Raw genomic sequence first — 23584 nt, 5'->3', positions numbered from 1 at the left:
TAAAAATAAACAGCGTGAGTAATTCTTCCTAGTTGTGAGTCAGGTATTTTATCAGATCAATTTGTCTTTTATCGCCTTTTTTACTGCCTCACCCCGTGAATTGACATGAAGCTTTTTATAAATATTTTTGACATGGGTGCGAATGGTATGACCGCTGACAAACAGATTTTCTGCTATGACTTTATAGTTTTGTCCGTCGCAAAGTTGTTGTAAAATCTCTGTTTCCCTTGCTGTCAGTGGATTCTCGGATGTTGTGCGGAATGATTGTAAAACTTTTCGTGCAATTTGTGAACTCATGGGGGCTCCTCCTTCTTTTACTTCTGAAATTGCCTGAAGCAATTCTACCGGCGGAGTGCTTTTGATCAGATATCCGGTAGCCCCGGCCCTGAGGGATTCAAATACGCTATTGTCATCTGCCTGTACCGTCAACATCAGAATGTCGAGGTCTGGGAGGATAGTTTTTAACTTTTTTGTGCCTTCAATTCCGGACATACCCGGTAAATTGATATCCATTAACACTACGTCCGGCCGGAACGCGGTGAGATCCGGGATGGCAGATTCACAGTCATGAAAAGTTTTCAGGCATGAATACCCCGGGGTACCGTCTATAATAAGTGCCAGTGTCTGGCAGATATCTTTGTCATCTTCAATAATAGCAACATGGATCATAATAGATGGTTTAGATCAAAAGTATCTTGTTTTTATTTGCCTGGCTATCCCCCGAATGAGGTAATATCATGGTTACAACAATCAGCGTACCTCCTTCAGGCGGAGAATTAATCTGAAAAGTAGCCCCGATTTTTCCAGCACGTTCCTGCATATTTTTTAGCCCATAACCAGTTCGTTGGCCTTCTTTATCCAGGCCTTTCCCCTGATCCTGGAACTCAATGGATAAGGAGCCTTCAACATAGTGTACCCGAAAAAATACATCTCCGCCTCCAGCGTATTTTAGGGCGTTGTTCATCGCTTCCTTAAAAATCAATACCAGATGCCTCCTGACAGGAAGTGTCAGCCTGATTTTTTCCAGTTCGGGACTTATGCCTGTTGTGCGGAAACGGGTTTCTGTATGCTCAAACAATCCATCACCAAAGTCTTTGATGTGAACGATTGTATCATATAAAGAATCTTGATCCGGATCAAGTACCCAGATCAGATCGCGCATCCCGTCAGAAAGTGCCTGGACATTATTTTCTACCTTCTGAAGCAATGGTTGCTGAGTCTGAGAAGCCTGACGTTTGGCCAGTTCGATAAACAGGTTGATTTTAGTGAGTTTATTGCCCAGTTCATCGTGAAAGTCGGCTGCAGCATTTTTCCTGACTTGTTCTCTTTCTTCTGCACGGGCGGTTTCCAGACTTATTCTTACCTGATCCCTATAGTGAATAAATCCAGCCAGAAGTATTCCGGATATTATAAAATAGATCGAATAGGCCCACCATGTTTTCCAGGGTGGGGGAGAGACATGAATTGATAGACTGGCTCCTGTTTCATTCCATATGCCATCGTTATTACAGGCTTTTACCTTAAAAATATAATCTCCCGGGTGGAGGTTGGTATAAGTCGCTTTTTGATCCTGACCTGTATATATCCAATCCTCATCAAATCCTTCCAATTTATAGGCATATCTGTTTTTTCCAGGGAATATATAATTCAACGCGGCAAACTCTATGGATACCACATAGTCTCTGTGGGTAAGGTTCAAATCGTGGGTTTGACTGATTGATTCTCTTAGGGGTGTGCTTCCATTGCTGAGGGTTTGTCCGGCAGATACGGTTTCATTCAATATTTTGAGTCGGGTTAATACTACTTCGGGCGGATAGGGATTTCCCTGAATATGGTCTGGCCAAAATGAATTATATCCATTCATTCCTCCAAAATACATTTTGCCTAAAGGGCTGGTAAAATGTGCGCCGTTGTTGAACTCATTGCTCTGAAGTCCGTCGTTTATATCGTAGTTTTTAAAGGAAGAGTAAGTCTCTCCGTTTGTCTCAGGTGAAAATCGGGATAACCCCTGGTTGGTACTGATCCACAAATTGCCTGACTGATCCTCTTCAATGCCATAAATCACATTATCGGGCAACCCGTTTTTTCGGGTATAATTCTGAAAAACAACCTGTCCACCTTCCCTCAGCATTTTATTGAGTCCCCCTCCGTCTGTTCCCACCCAGATCGTTCCGTTGTGATCTCTGAAAAGGGTATTGATAAAATTGTTGCTGAGGCTGTTGACAACGTTTCGCTGATGGGTAAAATGTGTGAAAGTTCCTTTTTCTTTGTCGAATAAGTTTAGCCCTTCATCTGTGGCCAGCCAAATGAGCGTTTCTCCTTCAGGTTCCAGCGCCCATACATAGTTATTGCTAATACTTTCAGGCTGGCGGGGGTCATTCAGGAAGTGGGTGAAAATTTCTGTCTTAGGATCAAAACGATTCAAACCTCCGCCACGGGTTCCAATCCATAAAATGCCGTCCTCGTCAAAAAGAGTTGCAAAAATCCGTTGGTTGTTTAATCCGCCCGCTATATCTTTTCCTGCGAAATAACGGACAAATCCCTGTTTTTCTGGTAAATACCGATTTAACCCTCCAAATGTGCCTATCCAAATATGCCCTTCACGATCTTCTGTAAATGTCGTTACGAGAGAATGACTCAGACTTTGGGGATTTTTTTCATCCGGATAAAAATGTAGTACCTGTCCGTCCGGAGATATTCTTCGGCATCCGCTTCCTTCTGTACCGATCCACAAATTTCCATTTTTGTCTTCATAGAGCGCTGTGATGACATTTGCATAAATCGATTCCCTTGTATCGTCAGAGGTTAAATGGTGGTAGAAACTCCCATAGCCGGGATTTTCGGACGATAGAATTGCCTGTCGGGTAACTATTTGGCTGATTCCATTAGTTTCCAGCCCCACCCAAAGCAAACCATGATGATCTGAAAATAGTGCGATCACCCGATTGCCACCCAGAGATGTAGGATTTGATGGTTCATTTATATGTCTGTGAAAGTGAATTTTTCCATGACCCTCGATCAACTGATTTAATCCGCCACCACGGGTACCTGCCCAAAGTGTGCCGGATTCATCCCGTACCAGACTTGTTACAAAGTTCTCACTGAGGCTGTCTGCCTGTTCCGGATCACCAGAATAGTAGGTTAGTCCAACCGGTAGATAGTTTTTCCCCGAATCCAGCGTAATCCGGTGGAGGCCATTGCGGGTTGCTACCCATAGTATTTGCCCCCTGTATTCGGGATCTTCATAGAGATATTTAATATTCAGACTTTTAAGCCTTAGCTGATGGTCGGGATTTCGGTTAAATCCCCTGACTTCAGGGTATTTTTTTCCGGGTTGAAAGTGCAATTGATTCAGCCCATTTTCTGTTCCTGCCCAAATTACTCCGGAAGGATCCTGCCATAGGGAGGTAATGGTATTGTTACTAAGGGCTGTTTGATGCGGATTTTGATTAGAGAAAACTTCGAATGATCCGTTGGGTAGTGGAATAAATCTATTGAGTCCCTGATTGGTTCCTACCCATATGGTTTCATCCCTGCCGGAATAAATGACATTTACATAATCGTTGCTGAGGCTGGAAGTATCATTTGGGTTGTGAAGATAGTGGGAGAATGTTTCGGTAGCGGGATGATAGACACTTACCCCACCGCCGCTGGTGCCAACCCATATGGATCCGTCAGCAACCTCCAGAAGCGACGTTACGGTGTTGGCACTCAGTGAAGATGAGTCAGCAGGGTCATGTTCATATATACGCACCTCATTCCCGTCGTAGCGATTGAGGCCATCTGAGGTGCCGACCCACATAAATCCCTGCCGATCGCGGAGAAAAGCGTTGACTGACCCATTGGAGAGACCCATTTCGACGGTAATATGACTAAACCGAAGATTGGGTGATTCCTGGCCGTATAAAATACAGGGGATTAAAAGAATTGACAGAAACAGTATTTTACCAGGCAGATTCATAAAGGTAAAATACTAAAATAAAAAAAGGCTGCCAATTCATTGGCAGCCTCTGTATATTTTGCTGGTAAAGCAGATTAGGCTTCGGCCTCAACCACGCTAACTACTTTGCGGCTTTTTTGATTGTAAGTACGGTCAGTAAAAGTAACCACACCGTCTGAAAGCGCGAAAAGGGTATGATCTTTACCCACGCCTACATTTTTTCCCGCACGGAAAGCTGTACCACGCTGACGAATGATGATATTTCCGGCGATTACACTTTGGCCACCATAAACTTTTACACCAAGCCGTTTGCTGGCTGATTCGCGACCGTTTTTAGAACTACCTGCACCTTTCTTATGAGCCATGACGAGATTGTTTTATGGGTTTACGCTTTGATAGATTCGATTTCGATTCTGGACATTTGTTGACGATGTCCATTTTTTACTTTGTAGCCTTTGCGGCGTTTTTTCTTGAAAACGATAATTTTATCGCTTTTTACGTGGTCAACAACTTTTGCAGATACGCTTGCGCCTTCTACAAATGGCTTTCCAACAGCAACTGCGCCTTCATTGTCCACAAGGAGAACTTCTCCAAATTCAACTGATTCGCCGGTATCCTGCGGGAGGCGATTAACATATAGTTTTTGGCCTTCTTCAACCTTAAATTGGATACCCTGAATATTTACGACTGCGTACATGTTCGTTTTTATTTTTGAGTCTGCAAAGATATACAAATTTCCCATTCTTCAAAAAGTTGAACCATAAATTTTGCAATCCGCTGTATTCTATTCACTTATGTTTTAAGCAAATAGGACATTCATGGGTATTTTGGTAGTTTGACTTACAGATTTATTCAAAACTTTCCCGAACTTCCTGTCATGATCTACTGTATCCGCATATTTCATTACACCCTGTTACTCTGTTTACTGACAGGTATTGTGGCCCGGCCCTTATTTGCTGCTGAATCTCCCCAAAAACCCAATGTCATTTTTATACTTACCGATGATCAACGCTGGGATGCATTGGGCTATGCCGGCAATACGATTATTCAGACGCCTGAAATGGATAACCTCGCAAGGGAGGGAGTCTTTTTCCAAAAAGCCTTTGTTACCACCCCCATTTGTGCGGCGAGCCGGGCATCATTACTCACCGGTCTGTATGAGCGGACGCACGGCTATACCTTTCAGAAACCCGCATTGCAAAAACCCTATTGCCAGATGATGTATCCGCAGGTTCTCCGCAAAAATGGTTATTATACCGGCTTTTTCGGTAAACTGGGAGTACTGATTGATAATCCTGAGCAATATTTTGATGTTGCTGAATTTTATGACCGAAGTTCATATCCCGATAAAAGAGGTTATTTCTATAAAAAAATTGACCAGGATACTGTTCATCTGACTCAATATACGGGTTATAAAGCACAGGAATTTTTGAAACAAGTCCCAACGGATAAACCGTTTTGTCTTACCCTCTGTTTTAGCGCTCCTCACGCGCACGACCCGGCACCAGAGCAGTATTTCTGGCAGGAAAAGTCTGATACGCGGTATGCTGATATCACAATTCCTCCGGCGATTATGACTGATGATAAATACTTTAACCTGTTGCCGCCTGAGGTTCAGAAGGGATTTAACCGCGTACGTTGGCACTGGCGATATGATACGCCAGAGAAATACCAGCACAGCATGAAAGGCTATTACCGCATGATCAGCGAAATAGACGATGAGATCGGCGTATTACGCACCCTGCTTAAAGAAAAGGGAGTAGATAAAAATACGGTAATTATTCTGATGGGAGATAATGGTTATTTCACCGGAGAAAGACAACTGGCCGGTAAGTGGCTCATGTACGATGAATCTATTCATGTACCGTTGATTATTTTTGATCCGCGTGCGGGGATTCATGCTGACGTAGATCAGATGGTGCTCAATATCGATGTGCCCAAAACCATACTCAGCCTGGCTGGGGCAGAGGTACCTGCTGCGTATCAGGGGGTAAACCTGACTTCTTTTGTTTATCAGGAAAACCGAAAGCCAGACAGGAAAGCAATACTTTTCGAACATTTGTGGAAATTGCCTGAAATTCCTTCCAGCGAAGGGGTACGCACGGAAGAGTGGAAATATATTCGCTATCGGCTGATCGATGCTCCCGAAGAGCTGTATAATTTGAAGAACGATCCTCACGAGGCCGTCAATTTGGCCAAAAGCCCGGCACACCAGGCGGTATTAAAGAAAATGCGCAAAACATGCAACCGGTTAGGCGAACGCTATGTGAAAGACCAGTTGGCGCCTGACTTTCCCGGAATCACTGGGCCGGGAGGATTTTGATTGGATTTCAGGTGTCCCTCTTTTATTCCCTGAAACGAAGCACAACCCCTGATTCTCCTACAACTATTGCATCACCTTCATCAAAAAGGTAAATATCGTATAGATCCTCGGTGGTTCCTTTGTCAAATTTTTGCCAGCTTTTTCCGCTATCGGTGGTCTTCAGAATTAATCCCTTGTCTCCGACGATATAGCCGGTGGTTGTGTCAAAAAAGCGCACTTTATTGTAGGCGTGCCGGGGGTTTTGCGGGTGGTTTCCATTTCTGATTACTTCCCAGGTATCGCCGCCATCGGTAGTTTTTACGATGGTGCCTGTGCGTCCGACGGCAATTCCGTTTTGGGCGGTAGGGAAGGAGAGGGAAGAAAAGAATTCGTTTTTGGCAGGCGTGAGTGTCCAGGACTTTCCGCCGTCGGAAGTTTTGATGATGGTGCCGTATCCGCAGGCGTAGCCGGTTTTTGTGTCTGTAAAAACCACATCCCGTAATTCATATCCGGGGGTATCGACGACTGTCCATGTATTGCCAAAATCTTCAGAACGGTGAATAATGCCCTGATCATAGCCATTTCCCCCTACAATCACTATGACAGAATCAGAAATAATCGCAATACCTCTGAGAGGCATCCAGCCTTCTGTCTGGCGTATCTCCCAGCTTTCGCCGCCATCAAAGGTGCGCAGCACTTTGCCTTCGTAACATACGGCCAGCCCTTGCATATTTTCGTTGAAGGCCATATTAAAGACGATTTTTTCAAATAAGTCAGTCGTGGTCTGGCGTGTCCAGGTTTGTCCGCCATCATCGGTGCGAAAGAGTAAGTTGAGGTCAAACCGCCTTCCTCCGGCGATAAATCCTGTCTGGCTGTCGTGGAAATAGACCGATGTCAGCCGATCTGAAGCCGGAGGGGCAGCAGTTTCCCATCCAGGCGAAATTTTTTCCCGGCAACCTGCTGCGAAAGTTAGCGAAATGGCGACTGCCAGGAGAAAACTAAGCCGAACCATATATGTATTTATTGTGTACAAATTTTGGGGAAGGTCTATCGTTGGAGATTGCGTTCATAGTTATCGAAGTGGTAGAGCAGGATTTCGGCGGCATCTGAAACCGTTTTACCAAAACTCACAAGGCCTTCCAGGTGCCCGCCCATAACAAATATATTATACTCCCCGAGGTTTTCTTCCCGCCAGAGTCGTTGTACTTCTTTCGCCATTTCCGGCGTACCATAGGTCACAGACTCCCGGGTAGTAGGAATTTTGTGAATAAGCTCATCCCATAATCCCCGGTGGTGGATATGAATGACGCCCTGCCAGGCTTCGCTTAGCCCATATACGGCGGCATGCGTCAGGGATTCCGAAGAGGCTTTTACAGGCCCGGTACAGGAAAGCGTGTTGTTCTCCAGATCAAAGTCTGTGACCCGTGTATAATTTTCAGCGGTGAGTGCCGGAAGGTGGCCGGTCTGGGTACCTGATATAATAAATAGCCCATTTCCATGCAGATTTCTGCATGAAATATTTCCATAGCCCACATTAAGCAATGGGTCATATCCGATTAACTTTTTCTCAAAGAGCACCTTTCGCCAATGATTAATCTCATAGAGCGCGTCATCATTGACTGGCGAACCTGGGGTCCAGTCACAGTGATATTTTATATATCCTTCTTCGTTGAGCACGGGGGAAAAGCAAAAGGTGAAATCCTAGCAGTTTGCACAACTGTTTACACAATCCAGCAACTTATGGATTTCATGGTTTTTAATACTGTAGCAGATGTTTTTACCATCTCTTTCAGAGGTCAGGATTCCCACGTCTTCCAGCGATTTCAGATGTTGGGAGGCGTTGGACTGGCTGATTTTTACTGCTTCAAAGATATCTTTGACAGGCAGGCTGGTTTTTTCAAGCAGCAATTCCAGGATTAATAAACGGGAAGGGTGACCAATGATTTTGAGAAGTTTTGCGACCCTTTTCAGTTTTTCAGGATCTTTCCATAAAGTTAGTACTTCCATAATAATAAGTTTGATTAGACAACTTGGGGGTATTAATACGGTGTTTTTTCAGGAAATAGGGTAAGAATGCCAGATTCGCTTGCGTCGCAGATGCCTTTTTCTGTAATAAAGCCAGTGATATATTTGGCGGGAGTTACATCAAATGCATAGTTTGCAGCCGGACTATTCTCCGGTGTCAGCCTTATTTCGACTACCTGATGATTGCTTTCGCTCCATCCGGATATATGGGTAACTTCTTTTTCTGAACGTTTTTCAATGGCAATTTGTTCAAGTCCATTTTCAATATTCCAGTCAATTGTCGATGAAGGGAGTGCCACATAAAAGGGGACATTATTATCTTTTGCGGCCAGCGCTTTCAGGTAAGTGCCAATTTTATTGGCGACATCTCCGGTCCGGGTTGTACGATCCGTGCCTACAAAACAAATATCTACCATTCCATGTTGCATCAGATGCCCACCTGTATTATCGGAAATCACCGTGTGGGGGATGCCTGCCTGCGCCAATTCCCATGCGGTGATGGCCGCACCCTGATTTCGGGGCCGGGTCTCATCTACCCAAACGTGGACAGCAATGCCCGCCTGGTGGGCATGGTAAATGGGGGATGTGGCGGTGCCCCATTCTACACAAGCCATTCTGCCCGCATTGCAATGGGTGAGAATATTTACCGGTTCTCCTGATTTTCGGGCGCTGATAGACGTAAGCAGAGGCAAGCCATGCAGGCCGATATTCCGGCAAACTTCAGCGTCTTCTTCTGCCATCTGGTTTGCCTGTCGAAATACATTCACTATTTTTTCCTCCGGTGTTCCGGGGATTTTCAGGACTTCTATTTGTTTTTCTATCGCCCATTGAAGGTTAACGGCTGTAGGGCGGGTAGAGAGGAGCCGGTTTGCAGCATGTTGAATGGCCGCGTCAAAATTGGCGGCATTTTTTGCTTCGAGCGCTGCGAAATACATGCCATAGGCAGCGGTTACCCCTATGAGCGGTGCGCCCCGGACCCACATATCGCGGATTGCTACGGCAGCTTCCGATACAGAGCGGATTTCAGCCAATACAAAATCGTGCGGCAGGTGTCGTTGGTCAACAATGACCACGGCGGACATATCATGCTTATTCGCCCAAATGGTGCGGCGTTCATATAGGTAATCGGTCATAGGGAAAAATTAAAAGAGTTTGGTCTGATTACCGTGTAAAACGCCCCATTCATGCTGAAGGAGCCAACGCTTTCGCTGCAAGCCACCGGCATAACCCGTAAGCTTCCCATCGCTGCTGATGACTCTGTGGCAAGGTACGACCACTCCGATTTTATTTTTGTTGCAGGCACTTCCTACGGCACGAACAGCATTGGGTGAAAATACGCGCTTCGCAATCTCCAGGTAAGATGCCGTCGTGCCAAGTGGAATATTCATCAATTCCCGCCAAACCTTTTGCTGAAATTCGGTACCTTCCAGATCGAGGAAAACGGTGAAATGGGTTCTTTTTCCCGAAAAATATTCATCGAGTTGCTCAATACATTGCAGTAAGACGGGAAAATTGGGTTGAATTTCGTAGGTTGGGTAGTCAGTAAAGGATAATGACCGGATGCCGATTTCGGATGCAGTGATTTCAACCGGGCCGACCGGGGTATCATAATAGGTTTTTGCTGTGATATTATCCATTGACCTGCGCAAATGACGGGATAATTTACAAACTTTCCCGCAATTATAACTTCATTGAATAAAGAATATCTAAATCACCTTTTACAAATCATAAATATGCATGTAAAAATTGACATCCGCCCGTTTGAGTATATCGGAGACCGCAAATTTGACATTCGGAAATCGCCGACACAGGTTGAAGATTTTTATAAAGATAAAAGCCATTACAAAGCGTTGATGCAGGAATTTCAGGAGGAGATCAACGATTTGCAGACCATGATGTATGCACATGACAGGTACTCCCTGCTGTTGATTTTTCAGGCCATGGATGCAGCGGGAAAAGACGGAACCATTCAAAATGTGATGTCTGGGGTGAATCCACATGGGGTGACGATTCATTCATTTAAAAAACCATCTGAACAGGAGCTGGACCACGACTTTTTGTGGAGAACTACTATTGCTTTTCCGCAAAGGGGCAAAATTGGTATTTTCAACCGGTCTTACTATGAAGAAGTGCTGGTGGTAAAAGTGCATCCGGAGATTCTGACCAAATATCAGCGTTTGCCGAAAGAGCTGGTCATTGATCCTGAAAAGGTATGGACACAGCGCTATGAAGATATCCGGAATCTGGAAAAATTTGCCTTTCGCAACGGGACCCGTGTCGTTAAATTTTTCCTGAATATATCCAAAGATGAGCAGCGTAAACGGTTTCTCAGCCGCCTTGATGAACCTTCCAAAAACTGGAAGTTTGCGGAAGCCGATGTAAAAGAGCGTGGCTATTGGGACGAATACATGAAAGCCTACGATGCCTGCATTAATGCTACGGCATCACCCGAAGCACCCTGGTACGTCATACCTGCCGATGATAAAAACAATATGCGGCTGATTGTCTCTCAGGTTATTCTCGACCATATGAACCAACTGGATATGCGTTACCCGGAAGTTGACGAGACGAGAAAGTCAGAGTTTGCCAGGTTCAGAGAGATGCTGGAGAAGGATTAATCCTCGTCTTCCGTATCCTGTCCTGTATATAATTCGAGTAGTCCTTCAGGCAATGAGGTATAGATGATTTTCTTTTCCTTGTCTGCCTGGTGGACAAATTCGTCGGTTATCGGAACCAGTACTTCAAATCCCTGATAGTCAATAATCATTAGATTTTGTGCAGGTCCATCTGCAAAGTCTTTGACAATTCCCAGCGGGCCATGTCGCTGGTCTTCTACTGCAAATCCGATCACTTCGAAAAAATAAAAATTCCCATCGGGAAGAGCCGGAAGATTTTCGGCAGGGTAAAACAGCGTGGTTCCGGTCAGGTTTTCGGCCTGTTCGCGTGTCGTAATGCCTTCCAGATTCAGGATCACTGCTTTTTTCCCGGTAACCGTAAGTTTGCGTACGGAAAAGGCCTGAAGTGGCGCAGTTTTTCGGGCCAGGTAAAGTGTGCGTACTTTTTGATAGTCGGCGACATCATAAACATCCAGAACAGCGGTAACTTCACCTTTGAGGCCGTGCGCTTTGGAGATATAGCCAATTTCAATACAGTCTTCCTTTTTCATGTTTACAAAAAAATAGTGCCATCTTCAGATATCCAAAGATGGCACATAGTATGTTGAAAAGTAAACTTATTCTTTTCCTTCTTCCGCAGCAGGCGCTTCTTCAGCAGCAACTTCTTCTGCCGCTTCTTCCACGACAGCAGCAACTTCTTCTACGGCCTCAACAACTTCTTCTGCTACTACTACTTCCTCTTCGACGGGAGCAGCTACAACCACAGGTTTGGGTTTTTCAGTTACCGGAACGTCTTCGAGTGGATTGCCACCGATGTCCACGGAAACCATTTTCTTTTTCTTCTTGGCTTTTTTCTGTTCCCACCAGCGGGCAAAAATGCGGGCAGCTTCCTCTTCGGATTTCCCTTGTCTGATCAAGGCAAATTTTACAGTTACCCCTGCATGGCGAAGAATGTCGCCTACCGTGTTGGTAGGTTGTGCACCATTTTGAAGCCATTTAAGGGCTTTTTCGTGGTCAACATAAATTTTAGCGGGCTGGGATACTGAATCGTAGAAACCGATTTTTTCAATGAAACGGCCATCTCTTGCAGCGCGTGAATCTGCTGCTACGATTGCGTAGTGGGGAAGTTTGCGTCGTCCCTGACGTTTTAATCTTAATTTTACTGGCATATAACCACAAATCTTTAGTTGTACAAATCGAGCCGCAAATTTAGACGAATTGATTGAATTTGCAAAAGGTTTTGTGTTTTTGCTGAAACATATCTTCAGGATATCTTCAGGATATCTTCAGGACTCGGGATACAGCGGGTTGCGATAGAAAATTCAATTCCTTAAGTTGTAGGTTGAAATTGCTATACTAACTAGATATAACCGCTAAGATTTTTCCTATGAAGTTTGCCCCGCTTCTGCTTTTTTCGGTGATAGGCTGGTGTTGTATTTTCCATACTGCTACTGCTGCTCCGGAAATATTATTCTTCCGCGCCAATTCAGACACTGTCGGCCTGTATGAAAAATTTGAAGTCCGTATGGACATAAAAGCCGATTTTGTCAATCCTTTTGATCCCGATGAAATTGATTTGTCTGCTACATTTGTCTCCCCCTCGGGAAAGTCATGGAAAATCCCCGGATTTTACAACTATTCGGACTGGCGGTCGCTGTGGATGCTTCGCTTTTCTCCCGACGAAACCGGGCTTTGGCGATATGTTGTTCATATCAGGGACCGCAATGGCCTGACAGACAAGGATTCACTGTCATTTGTCGCTATGAAATCTTCGCATCATGGCCCGATCCAGGTTGCTGCCAATCAACGATATCTGGAATATAATGACAAAACGCCATTCTACGGGGTGGGTATGTGGTACAACGACAGTTATTCGGGTTATAACTCAGGCCGGATCAATCCTGAAGACCTCGACCGTCTTCAGCGGCAAGGCGTAAATTTTATCAGCTCATTTATTACCCCGCTGGAGACCTATGCCTCCGGGCTCGGGCGTTATGACCAGAATATTGCAGGGCGACTGGACCAGGTGCTGGAAATGTGTGAGGAAAGAGATATGGTTTTGAGTATGAATGTCTGGTTTCATTCTTATTTATCTGAAACTGTATGGGGGGGAGGCAACATCCGTTGGAATTCTAATCCTTATCAGACGATTACGGATGCCCGTGATTTTTTTCATAGCAAACTGGCCTGGTATTATCAGGAAAAGTTGTACCGCTATATGATTGCCCGATGGGGATACAGCCGCGCATTGGGTATCTGGTTTATTGTAGATGAGGTAAATGGAACAGATGGCTGGGTTACCGGAGATACTTTAGGCGCAGCCCAATGGGCAAAAAATGTGCATGATTACTTCAAAGGAAATGATCCCTGGCAACATCTGACTACCGGTACCCGTAGCGGCGGTATCAAAGAGTTTTGGCACGAAGGATATCAGACCTTTGATCTCGCTGCACGTGAAATTTATGAAGCACAGGGATTTGCCATAATTCAGGATGGGAAATATAACACAGGTGATATACATCCGCTCAAAAACAGTTATGGCAATTATGCACAGGAGGTGCGGAAGCTGTGGCATGGGTACGGAAGACCTGCGATTATTGGGGAAACCGGCTGGGATCATACTTTTTATGAACCTCGCACCCCCGGTTATCTTGCGCAGTATCACAATGCAATCTGGGTGAGTATGGCAACCGGAACGGCGATGATGCCTTTCTGGTGGGCGTATTCCGGATTGCTCAACGACAATATCGCGACCAGCAGACTGTGGAGTATCCGGCAGTTTACCGATGCTGTGCCATTCTCCCGGCTTACAGATTTGTCTCCGGTTGATTCTGTGGCCTGTAGTGGCGACGGTTTTGCGATGAAAAGCAAAGAAATGATTTACGGATGGATTGTCAATCCGGAAACCGATGTAGCAGGAGATAATGTTGTGTTAAGAGGTGTGGCAGATGGGACTTATCACCTGCGGCTGTTTCACACCTGGCGTGGAAGGTTTCTGGAAGAATCAGAAGTAGTTGTTGCTTCGGGGGGAACCTTACGTTTTTCTATTCCACAGCCGACGATTACAGGGTCTCACGCCAATTATATCGGTCAGGATATCGCATTTTTGCTAAAAAAGCAGTAATTATCGCTGCTCAAACTCTAGAATTAATTTTTTGACATGAATAGAATCTTACCACTACTTACGATTATGATTTTATTGGCCGGTGGTTGCAGTACAACTGCCGATCAAAATAAAAATGCCGGTCAGGCATGGGAAGGAAATCGCGCTTACACATGGGGGAAAGTCTCTCTGGAAGCTACAGCGAGAGATACAGATCGGTTTAAACCGCGTCCTACCGTCACTTCTCGTATTCTGGGTTTGATATGGACATCGGTTTTTGACGCATGGTCAATGTATGATGAAAAGGCTACCCCTATGTATCTTACCGGTGTTGACCGTCGTCCGGAGTCGGAGCGAACCCTTTCAAACAAGGAAATTGCCATAAGCTATGCTGCCTACCGCACGATGCTCGAATACTATTGGGCCGACTCTACGTATTTCAGAGAAACGATGGTGGAGATGGGGCTGGATCCGGATGACGATTCTATGGATCCTTCAACCCCCGCTGGCATCGGGAATCTGGCCGCCAAAGCAGTGATTGAAGCCCGCAAAAATGATGGTTCCAACCAATATGGCGATCATAGTGGTTCTGATGGCACTGCCTACTCTGATTATACGGGATATAGTCCGGTGAATGACGCTGATAATCTTAAAGATATCAATCGCTGGCAGCCCAAGTACTTTTCTGACGGAAAAGGTGGCCAATATGCCCCCGGTTGTCTTACCCCCCACTGGGACAAAGTAAAACCCATTGCATTGGAAACCGGCGCTCAACTACGTCCAGGCCCCCCACCGATGGTAGGGTCAGCTCAGTTGGCTGCTGAGGTGAAAGAAGTCATTGACCTTCAGGCCAACCTCACCAATGAGCAAAAAGCCTTGGTAGAGTTTATGCGTGACGGACCCAAATCTGTACAGCAGGCGGGGCACTGGCTGATTTTTGCCCAAAAAGTTTCGGTCCGCGATCATCACAATCTGGATCAGGATGTGCAAATGTATTTTCTTGTAGCAGCAACTGCCATGGATGCATTTATTGCTGCATGGGATTCCAAAATGTATTATGACTTTGCCCGGCCTTATGCATTGGTTCATAATTATTACCAGACTCAGGTGATCAAAGCGTGGGGAGGACCAGAGACCGGAATGACTGAAATGCCAGGCAATCAGTGGAGGCCCTATTCCCCTGAAACATTTCTATGTCCACCGTTTCCCAGCTATGTTTCCGGGCACAGCTGTGTCAGCGGCGCTTGCAGTGAAGCTTTGCGGATGTTTACCGGTAGCGATATATTTGGCGACTCTGTACGGCTGGCTCCAGGAGCATTGACCGAACCTGAACATATAGCAGATTCTGTTACCATTCATTTCCCAACGTTTACTGAAACCGCAAATATGGCTGGTATGTCCCGGGTTTTGGGGGGGTATCATATCCAGGCAGATAATGTGGCCGGACTGGAATTGGGGAGGGGAGTTGCGGCAGTTGTCTATGAAAAATTCAAAAAACATACCGGTCAGTAGAAAATTCCGTTATTTACACACTGACCAGAAACTAGCTTATGAAAAGAATTTTCGTTTTGTGGGGATTTGCGCTGACAATCGTATCTTCTTTTGCGCAACCCGTATTTCAGATGTCTGATTATGCGGCTGTAGGCGACTCTTTTGTGATGAGTGCCACACAGTTAAATCTCACCGGACTGGATTTTGCTCAGGCAGGTGCCGGCGTATCCTGGGATTACAGTTCGCTTGTGGGGACAGGGCAGGATGTGGTTGGTTTTATAGATCCTGACAATGCCGGGTATCGGACCGCGTGGATTGCCAATTGTATTGTAACTACCGGCGGGATATTTACCTGTTCGCCCAAATGGAATAATATTACCAATCTTGCGGTAAGGGAAACCGATGACAGCAATCCCGGCCTTCTGAATCTCTTGCCGGTGGGGGTGTCAAATATCGTTACTCATTATAATAACAGCAATAATTACCTTCAGGAGACTTTGCTCGGTATCAGCGTTGGCTCAGGCGGACTTTCGTTGCCTTTCCCATTGGATTATACGATTCCCGACACGATATTCCGTTTCCCAATTAATTATCAGGATGTTGATAGTTCTGCAAGTGCGTTTTCTCTGGATCTTAACCCCTTTGGCGTCGATTTTGTCTATTCCAGTTCGCAGAAAAGAATCAATACGGTGGAAGGCTGGGGCAGTTTGATTACCCCTTACGACACTTTTACTTCTACCCTGAAAATACGCACCGTCATTTATCATAATGACTCCATTTCAACTCAGGGAAATACTCTGCCGGGAAACATTACTACAGAGGTTGTGTACTCCTGGCTGGATCCGGGAACCGGTTACCCGGTATTGCGGGCGACGGGATTGTTGGCAGCAGGGGTGGAGGTGATTACCAATGTTCGTTTTCTTGATTCGGTCAGATGTTATGATCCTGTGGCATTTTTTCTGGCGACGCCCATTCCCGTGATTGCTGATCCCTCGTCAGGGCAGGCTACCGTAAATTTTACGAACCTGAGCCAGAATGCCGACCAGTTTTCCTGGGATTTTGGCGATGGCGGAACTGCTATTTCCCCGAACCCTTCGCATAATTTTATTGGGGCGGGGGTGTATCCTGTTCAACTTATCGCCTGTAACTCGGTGTGTGATCCGCTTCGTTGCGATACGATTGAGATACCGGTAATTGTGATTGATACGGCGCAGATTGCTGCGAATTTTTTCCCTTCTTCTATTACCACCTGTGAGGGGGACTCGGTTACCTTCTCCAATTTTTCTGTCAATGCTGATCAGTATTTGTGGAACTTTGGCGATGGGACAACCTCTGTGTTGGAAGAGCCAACCCATGCCTGGCAGACAACAGGGACGTACACTGTAACGTTGATTGCCAGTGGTTCGGGGTTGTCTGACACACTTTCGCGCGCGGTTACCGTGAATATGGTTCCAGTGGCTTTTGCAGGTAATGATACGAGTATCAATCTGGGACAAAGCGTACAACTGGTTGCCAGTGGCGGTAATAATAATGCTATCTATGCCTGGAACTTTGACCTCACGCTCAGTTGTCTGCTTTGTGCCAATCCTGTCGCAACCCCTACTGTGTCAACAGAATATGTAATTTCAGTGCAGAACAATTGTGGCACATCTACAGATACCGTGAAGGTGACTGTCAATCCGACCGGGACAGGCATTGAAGCCGAGCATCTGATTACCCGCACGTTCAAAGTATTTCCCAACCCAGCGAGAGACTTTATCACGATAGAGCGGACGCAGGATGTGCCAAACCGTTCTGCGTTTGTGTGGTTGTTGTATGATGCAGAGGGACATATGGTCGCACAGGGGAAAACCTCGACCCGGAAAACGGAAGTATCAATTTCACGCTTTCCCGAAGGACTGTATCTGCTTCAGGTGCTTTCTAAGGGAGATTCCGGATTTTTTCGGGTGATAAAGCGTTAGGTGTTGGAAATGGCCAATGATTTAAAATAATTAAAGACCGGTTTGCAATTGCAGGGTTATTTTAGGAGTGGTTTCCATGTGCCCGAAACGGTTTTCAAACGGATTTTTAGCGGGGTAAGTATTTCTTTATCAATTGATTAGGTTTGGGTTGTCCGATTTAAACGGTTTGTAACGGTTTGCAACGGATTCCAACGGTTTGCAACGGTTTTTGGGTGGGGTACTTTTATAAGTATTTGTATATCAATTGATTAGGGTTAGGTTATCCGATTTCAACGGTTGCTAACGGTTTGCAACGGTTTTAAACGGTTTTAAACGGTTTATAACTGACCGAAACGGTTTTCAACGGATTTTTTACGGGGTAGTTTTGTAAGTTTCTGTATATCAATTAATTAAGGTTGTGTTATCCGATTTAAACGGTTTGTAACGGTTTGTAACGGTTTGAATCGGTTTTTTTGGGGGGCTGCTTTTTTAAGTATCTGTATATCAGTTGATTATGATCGGGTTGTCCGATTTAAACGGTTTGCAACGGATTTCAACGGTTTCAAACGGTTTTTGGTTGGGATGTTTTTGTAAGTATTTGTATATCAATTGATTAGGTTTGTGTTATCTGATTTAAACGGTTTGAATCGGATTCCAATGGTTTTCAACGGATTTTTTACGGGGTGGTTTTGTAAGTGTTTGTATATCAATTAATTAAGGTTGTATTATCCGATTTAAACGGTTTGAATCGGATTCCAACGGTTTGAAACGGTTATTGGGTGGGCTGCTTTTTTAAGTTTCTGTATATCAATTGATTAGGCTTGTGTTATCCGATTTAAACGGTTTGTAACGGTTTACAACGGTTTCAAACGGTTTTTGGTTGGGGTACTTTTGTAAGTGTTTGTATATCAATTGATTAGGTTTGTATTATCCGATTTAAACGGTTGGAAACGGTTTGAATCGGTTTCCATCTGATTCCAACGGTTTGTAACGGATTCCAACGGATTTTTTACGGGGTAGTTTTGTAAGTTTCTGTATATCAATTAATTAAGGTTGTGTTATCCGATTTAAACGGTTGGTAACGGTTTTCAACGGTTTGAAACGGTTTTTGGCAGGGTAAGTATTTCTGTATCAATTGATTAGGTTTGGGTTATCCGATTTAAACGGTTTGCAACGGATTCCAACGGTTTCAAACGGTTTTTGGTTGGGGTGCTTTTGTAAGTATTTGTGCATCAATTGATTATGATTGGATTGTCCGATTTAAACGGTTTGTAACGGTTTCCAACGGATTTTTTACGGGGTGGTTTTGTAAGTTTCTGTATATCAATTAATTAAGGTTGTGTTATCCGATTTAAACGGTTTGTAACGGATTTTAACGGTTTCAAACGGTTTTGGGTTGGGGTGATTTTGTAAGTATTTGTATATCAATTGATTAGGGTTGAGTTATCCGATTTAAACGGTTTGCAACGGATTCCAACGGTTTGCAACGGTTTTTTGGCGAGGTGGTTTTGTAAGTGTTTGTATATCAATCGATTAAGATTGTGTTATCCGATTTAAACGGTTTGTAACGGTTTGTAACGGTTTGCAACGGTTTGTAACTGATCGAAACGGTTTTCACCGGATTTTTTACGGGGTGCTTTTTTAAGTACCTGTATATCAATTAATTATGATTGGGTTATCCGATTTTAATGGTTCGAATCGGATTTCCAACGGTTTCCATCTGATTCCAACGGTTTTCAACGAATTCCAACGGTTTTCAATCGCAAAGTCCTTTAAGGACTGGTTTCTCCTTATCTTATCCATAATTTCCCAAAATGAATGCTATTCTGTATCGTCGCACGGATAAGGTAAACTCCTGGGGAAATATATTCGGGAACTTCGATCTGCTGCTCAATTCCCTCAAATTCTTTAGTCCAAACGGCTCTTCCCTGCACATCGGTTATCGTCAGTCCGTCGATCGGAAAATCTGACTCAATATATATATACCCTCCCCGCACCGCCGGATTGGGAAAAATCTGTAATTGATGAAAATATTCCTCGTTCAAACCGTTGGTGTTTACGGGCGGAAACTGATCATAAACAAGCATATACTGATCATCGCCGCCTGCTGATGAGAACCCCGCAGCTAAAAATCCGCCAAATGTGGATGGGACTATATCAAATCCCTGATCAATGCTCGCAGTTCCGTAATAACTTCTGTCAGTTTCTTTTCCCATACTGTCTGTTCGCACCACAATCATATCTGTGGACAGGTTGGCAAAATTGTAACCATAACCGCATACCGTAAATGTTTGGCTCTCTGATTCAAATATCTTAAATCCTGCCTCAGCAAATGGGTCACCAATATAGGAATCCCATAAGACTTGCCCCGACGGATCAACCATCACAAGGTAAATATCAAAATAAAGTATTGTAGTATCCGGGGTGGATTCTCCGGTAATCAGATAATTCCCACTAGCGGTCACTATGACATTCTGAGCACCTCCGTTGTTGCCGTTGGCTATCGTTTTTTTCCAGACGCGTTTCCCGAGCGAATCGAGCCTGGTGATGTACATATTGTATTTTCCCGAGGGCTGCTCCTGGTCTCCTGCCACTACATACCCTCCATCTGGAAGGTTTCGGGCTGCATGTGCTACATCTCCAAGGGAATCCTGGTATTCTCCTACCCATTGTGGATGGCCGGTCGCATCGGTTTTCAGGATGTAGGAATCATTGCTTATGTTGTTGGCTCCTGAAATAAAACCACAGGCAATCAGGCCGCCATCGGATGCTTTTTCTACCGTTTTGAAGTACGTATTGCCGGTACTATCCGGATAATCGTGTACCCATATCTCCTTTCCTGTAGTGTCTATAGCCATCAGAAAGGCGACTTTCCGGAAGGCGCCTGCACTTGTTTCTGTACGGCTTCCCGTGATAACGAGATGATCCTCGTCATACAGCAAAAGTCCATTGGCGTAATCTGGCTCTGGGGTGCCATACGATTTTTGCCAGATAAGATTTCCTTCTGGTGAAAGTTTGCTGACCACAATGTCAAATCCGCCAATGGAGTCAGATCCTGCAGCCCCGGCGAGAAAAATAGAGCCTGATGGAAGCTGTACAACGGCTGTTGCCTGTTCTGGAACCTGGCTGTCACCAAAGATTTTTGTGAATGTGGAAGGCTGTCCCAGGCAGGGTGATGAAAGCGTAAAAACCAGAATGAAAAGTGCTGAAAGTCTGTAAGTCATAATTTCAAAGGAAAATCAAAGTTAGATTAATTATATTCAACCCAAAAATAACATTTATCACCAGGGAGGGAAGGTTGTGTTACTACTATGGAGTATAAAGATTACTACAAGATTCTTGGAATAGGAAAGACTGCTACTGAGGAGGAAATCAGAAAAGCTTTCAAAAAACTGGCACTCAAATATCATCCGGATAAAAATCCCGGCAATACTGCTGCGGAGGATATGTTTAAACAGATCAATGAGGCGAAAGAGGTGCTCGTCAATGCTGAAAACCGGTTTCTCTATGACCAGCTGGGGGAGCGTTTTAAACAATCTCAGCGGATGAAACAACAACCCAAACCTTCTGCACGCAACCCGATGCCGGATATTGAAGATGCCGATCTGAATATGGGTTTCGGGCGGTTTTTTGAAGAAATTTTTGGCGGGGGAAATAGTCGCCGCGGAAAAGATCAGCAGGCGAATGTGAAAATAACGCTCGAAGAAGCCTATCGCGGTATGTCGGATGTATTGGGTTTTGAAGGGAAAAAATTGCGGATTCATATCAAACCTGGTATCAAAGATCAACAGGTGCTGCGGCTCAAGGGGCAGGGCGAACTTTCTAAAAAAGGGGGAGACCCCGGCGATTTGTATATGACGGTCATCATTAAACCTCACAGTATGTTTACCAGAAAGGAAAATGATCTCTACACATCGGTAAATGTCGATCTTTATACAGCCGTGTTAGGTAAAAAAGTGCCTGTGCAGACGATGAAAGGGCAGATGTTTATGTCTGTTCCCAAAGGCACCCAGCAGGGCGAAGTGTTGAAACTCCGTGATCTGGGTATGCCTGATTATGAAAATCCACAGGTATTTGGCAATCTCTATGTGACAGTCAATGTAAAAATCCCCAAAACGCTCTCTCCGCAGGAGCGGGATTTGTTTGAGCAACTGGATCGGATGAAAAAAAGGTAAAACCTTTATCTCTGGTTTCCCCCCAGTACAATATTCAACTGACACCTGAAAAAAGGCCGGAAATTTACGATAGCCTTCCGCAATACTGCCTCCTGATAATTGGTCGAAAGGGTGATGAGTTTTGCGATTTCATTGTATTTATAATCCAAATACTGAACCTGCCACCAAACCGAAAATTCTGCATTAGCCGGTTTGCGGTGGAGATAGCGGACACCTGTGACAATTCCTGTCTGATGGTTGCGGATGTGGAGGTTAATGGGGGTCAATATATTTTGCAGGCTGGTCATTGAGGTGTTGAGGTACCGGAGCTGACTGAAATGTTTGTATCCAAAGTCAAAATACAGTCGCGCATTTTCCCAGGGAGACTTCAATTCATATCGGTTGGTTTGCTCCAGAATATAGGTGGTGGTCGTGTCCAGCGTGGTTTCTGTAAATTGTTCCCAGTTCAGATATGACACATGAATTTCTTTACGGTAAGCTGAAAACTCGCTGGTAAGTTTTCGATTGGCTCTATATCGGGCGATCAGCCGGCTTTCGAGGTTTCGTGTACTTCGGTCTGTGAGATTGCGGTCTTCGAAATCTTTCACATTGTAGGTTACATAAATAAACTGATCTCCACGAATCGATAAACTGGGGGAAATCTGCCATTTATAGGCAAATTCCATCCGAAGTGACGGCTGGGTATAGTTGTCCTGACTGCGTTCCTTAAACAAAAACGCATATCGCCGCACGTTGCCAATCAGTTTGTAGCGGGTGGAAAAATTGCGGGACCAACTGGCATTCCATTCGCCGCTCAGGGCATAGTTCAATTCGTCGTGGTCATCGTAATTGGTTTCCGAGGGTGTATCGTATTGCAGGTACCGATTTGTGCCTATGAGGGAAAATTTTTGCCGCGGATTGAATCGGTAGTTTACCCGCATTTCCAGTCGTGTGAGATTGCGGAAATAGTCTTTTTGTTGTTCGCGTTGCAGGAGCCGGTTAAACTCGATGCCGGGCAGCTCCATCGAATTTTCCAGTTCATATCTTCTTCCCAGTGATTCAAATTCGTAAGTAAAATAGCCATCCATTTTTGCCCCGGAATAGGAGAATTTTTGCCGAGTGCGCCAGTTGATCTGGTTGAAAAGCAGGTCATTGAATTCGGGACTTTTGATGGTAAACAAATCGTAGTCAAATTTCCGCCGTGTAATGATCACTTGATTATCCGACTCCCAAAACATGCCTTTAAACAGCTGGTATTGCAGCCCTATTCGCGCAGAAAGTGTATCGGCTTTGATCCTTTCTATTGAGCCGGACTGGTAATTATCCATTTCGTTGCTTCCGCCTTCGAGTTCGAAAGAAATCCCCGCCTGCTCGCTAAAAGTTTTTGCCCATTCGCTCGAAAGAATCAGGTTGCGCTGGTGGCGGGGATTGATATATTTTACCCTCGCAAAAACATCGGTGCGCATCGAAAGCCCGTCTCCGAAATCATGCCGCGACCGCACAAGTAATCCCGGCGTAAACCCCTGATCCAGTACCGAGGACCGGTAATCCCAGCTATAGCCTGCAATAGGCGAAATGGAAACATCTGGTAAGGGCGTGTATGTCGCTCCGGCATAAATGCTAAGGCGTTGGTTGCCGGTGTTGAAAAACTGATCGGTTTCGAGCCAGGAGGTCAGTTCCCACTGTTTGTGGATTCGGTAATATTGCCAGAGGCTGGTGCGGAGATAGAGCTGAACAAAAGGATCTTGCTTGCGGGTGCTGTTGAGAAGGTTTTCATGATAGACAGACAATTCTGCCCGGTATTTGCCTTTTTCAAAACGCTGGAGGAGATCAAGGCGAGAGCTGTAAGTAAAATTATTTTGTCGGGCAATAGTGAGCTCGAGGCCAGGATTTTTCTCCTGAGCCACCTGGGACCAAACAGTAGTAGTGAATGCCAGACAAATTTGCCAGGCAAACCATAGAAGTAGTAACCGGCTCAATCTCACAAGGGAAATTTACTGGCAAAAATCCTCTC

The 23584-nt window shown here is 45.0% G+C and carries 19 protein-coding genes; 6 read left to right on the top strand and 13 right to left on the bottom strand.

The genetic code is table 11. The features are described 5' to 3' along the window. Positions 1-51 precede the first annotated feature (51 nt). From R3D00_18485 to rplU, 4 genes are all read right to left on the bottom strand, one after another. Entirely contained in the window at positions 52-669 is a 618-nt protein-coding gene (locus tag R3D00_18485; protein ID MEZ4775178.1) for a response regulator transcription factor, read from the bottom strand. Between the two features lie 10 nt (positions 670-679). Beyond that, positions 680-3961, bottom strand: a complete 3282-nt coding sequence (locus R3D00_18480) for a two-component regulator propeller domain-containing protein (GenBank protein MEZ4775177.1) — start codon at positions 3959-3961, stop codon at positions 680-682. Positions 3962-4035: 74 nt separating this feature from the next. Continuing rightward, complete coding sequence (gene rpmA, locus R3D00_18475; protein ID MEZ4775176.1) at positions 4036-4305, bottom strand: 50S ribosomal protein L27; 270 nt, start codon at positions 4303-4305, stop codon at positions 4036-4038. A 20-nt stretch (positions 4306-4325) separates the two neighbouring features. Then, positions 4326-4637 carry a 50S ribosomal protein L21 gene (gene rplU, locus R3D00_18470; GenBank protein ID MEZ4775175.1) on the bottom strand — a complete coding sequence of 104 codons (312 nt, stop codon included), beginning with the start codon at positions 4635-4637 and terminating at the stop codon, positions 4326-4328. 180 nt (positions 4638-4817) lie between these two features. On the opposite strand from rplU, the gene R3D00_18465 reads away from it, so the two are divergent. Beyond that, entirely contained in the window at positions 4818-6263 is a 1446-nt protein-coding gene (locus tag R3D00_18465) for a sulfatase (protein ID MEZ4775174.1), read from the top strand. A gap of 22 nt (positions 6264-6285) precedes the next feature. Here R3D00_18465 and R3D00_18460 read toward each other — a convergent pair whose 3' ends face one another. Genes R3D00_18460 through R3D00_18440 form a run of 5 tightly spaced genes read right to left on the bottom strand, consistent with a single transcriptional unit; the run spans position 6286 to position 9904 of the window. After that, complete coding sequence (locus R3D00_18460; GenBank protein ID MEZ4775173.1) at positions 6286-7254, bottom strand: YCF48-related protein; 969 nt, start codon at positions 7252-7254, stop codon at positions 6286-6288. A 35-nt stretch (positions 7255-7289) separates the two neighbouring features. Next, complete coding sequence (locus tag R3D00_18455; GenBank protein MEZ4775172.1) at positions 7290-7919, bottom strand: class II aldolase/adducin family protein; 630 nt, start codon at positions 7917-7919, stop codon at positions 7290-7292. A gap of 24 nt (positions 7920-7943) precedes the next feature. Then, on the bottom strand, positions 7944-8249 hold the full coding sequence (locus tag R3D00_18450) for a metalloregulator ArsR/SmtB family transcription factor (GenBank protein ID MEZ4775171.1): 306 nt from the start codon (positions 8247-8249) through the stop codon (positions 7944-7946). Between the two features lie 32 nt (positions 8250-8281). Continuing rightward, entirely contained in the window at positions 8282-9400 is a 1119-nt protein-coding gene (mtnA, locus tag R3D00_18445) for an S-methyl-5-thioribose-1-phosphate isomerase (protein MEZ4775170.1), read from the bottom strand. 9 nt (positions 9401-9409) lie between these two features. Then, a complete protein-coding gene (locus tag R3D00_18440; protein ID MEZ4775169.1) occupies positions 9410-9904 on the bottom strand; it encodes a methylated-DNA--[protein]-cysteine S-methyltransferase in 495 nt (164 codons plus the stop codon). A gap of 96 nt (positions 9905-10000) precedes the next feature. Here R3D00_18440 and R3D00_18435 point away from each other — a divergent pair, with 96 nt between their 5' ends. Further along, complete coding sequence (locus tag R3D00_18435; GenBank protein ID MEZ4775168.1) at positions 10001-10885, top strand: polyphosphate kinase 2 family protein; 885 nt, start codon at positions 10001-10003, stop codon at positions 10883-10885. Here R3D00_18435 and rimM read toward each other — a convergent pair. Together rimM and rpsP are read right to left on the bottom strand one after the other, a co-directional pair. Continuing rightward, positions 10882-11433 carry a ribosome maturation factor RimM gene (gene rimM / locus R3D00_18430; GenBank protein MEZ4775167.1) on the bottom strand — a complete coding sequence of 184 codons (552 nt, stop codon included), beginning with the start codon at positions 11431-11433 and terminating at the stop codon, positions 10882-10884. The genes R3D00_18435 and rimM overlap by 4 nt on opposite strands. Positions 11434-11499: 66 nt before the next feature. Beyond that, positions 11500-12051 (bottom strand): 30S ribosomal protein S16, encoded by a 552-nt coding sequence (rpsP, locus tag R3D00_18425; GenBank protein ID MEZ4775166.1) that lies wholly within the window; start codon positions 12049-12051, stop codon positions 11500-11502. Positions 12052-12269: 218 nt separating this feature from the next. On the opposite strand from rpsP, the gene R3D00_18420 reads away from it, so the two are divergent. From R3D00_18420 to R3D00_18410, 3 genes are read left to right on the top strand one after another with little or no spacing between them, the layout of a single operon-like run. Continuing rightward, positions 12270-14006, top strand: coding sequence for a DUF5060 domain-containing protein (locus R3D00_18420; protein ID MEZ4775165.1), 1737 nt, complete (start codon positions 12270-12272; stop codon positions 14004-14006). A gap of 36 nt (positions 14007-14042) precedes the next feature. Further along, complete coding sequence (locus tag R3D00_18415; GenBank protein MEZ4775164.1) at positions 14043-15497, top strand: vanadium-dependent haloperoxidase; 1455 nt, start codon at positions 14043-14045, stop codon at positions 15495-15497. Positions 15498-15535: 38 nt separating this feature from the next. Continuing rightward, on the top strand, positions 15536-17437 hold the full coding sequence (locus R3D00_18410; protein ID MEZ4775163.1) for a PKD domain-containing protein: 1902 nt from the start codon (positions 15536-15538) through the stop codon (positions 17435-17437). 1769 nt (positions 17438-19206) lie between these two features. Here the strand turns inward: R3D00_18410 and R3D00_18405 are convergent. Continuing rightward, positions 19207-20640, bottom strand: a complete 1434-nt coding sequence (locus tag R3D00_18405; protein ID MEZ4775162.1) for a T9SS type A sorting domain-containing protein — start codon at positions 20638-20640, stop codon at positions 19207-19209. Positions 20641-20727: 87 nt separating this feature from the next. On the opposite strand from R3D00_18405, the gene R3D00_18400 reads away from it, so the two are divergent. Then, complete coding sequence (locus R3D00_18400) at positions 20728-21591, top strand: J domain-containing protein (GenBank protein ID MEZ4775161.1); 864 nt, start codon at positions 20728-20730, stop codon at positions 21589-21591. Between the two features lie 5 nt (positions 21592-21596). Here the strand turns inward: R3D00_18400 and R3D00_18395 are convergent, their stop codons facing one another. Continuing rightward, positions 21597-23549 (bottom strand): hypothetical protein, encoded by a 1953-nt coding sequence (locus R3D00_18395; GenBank protein ID MEZ4775160.1) that lies wholly within the window; start codon positions 23547-23549, stop codon positions 21597-21599. Positions 23550-23584 lie beyond the last annotated feature (35 nt).

It is taken from the genome of Bacteroidia bacterium (genome assembly GCA_041391665.1).
GTDB lineage: Bacteria > Bacteroidota > Bacteroidia > J057 > J057 > JAGQVA01.
The sequence above is the reverse complement of the archived record's forward strand: the minus strand, read 5'-3'. Positions and strand labels throughout refer to the sequence as shown.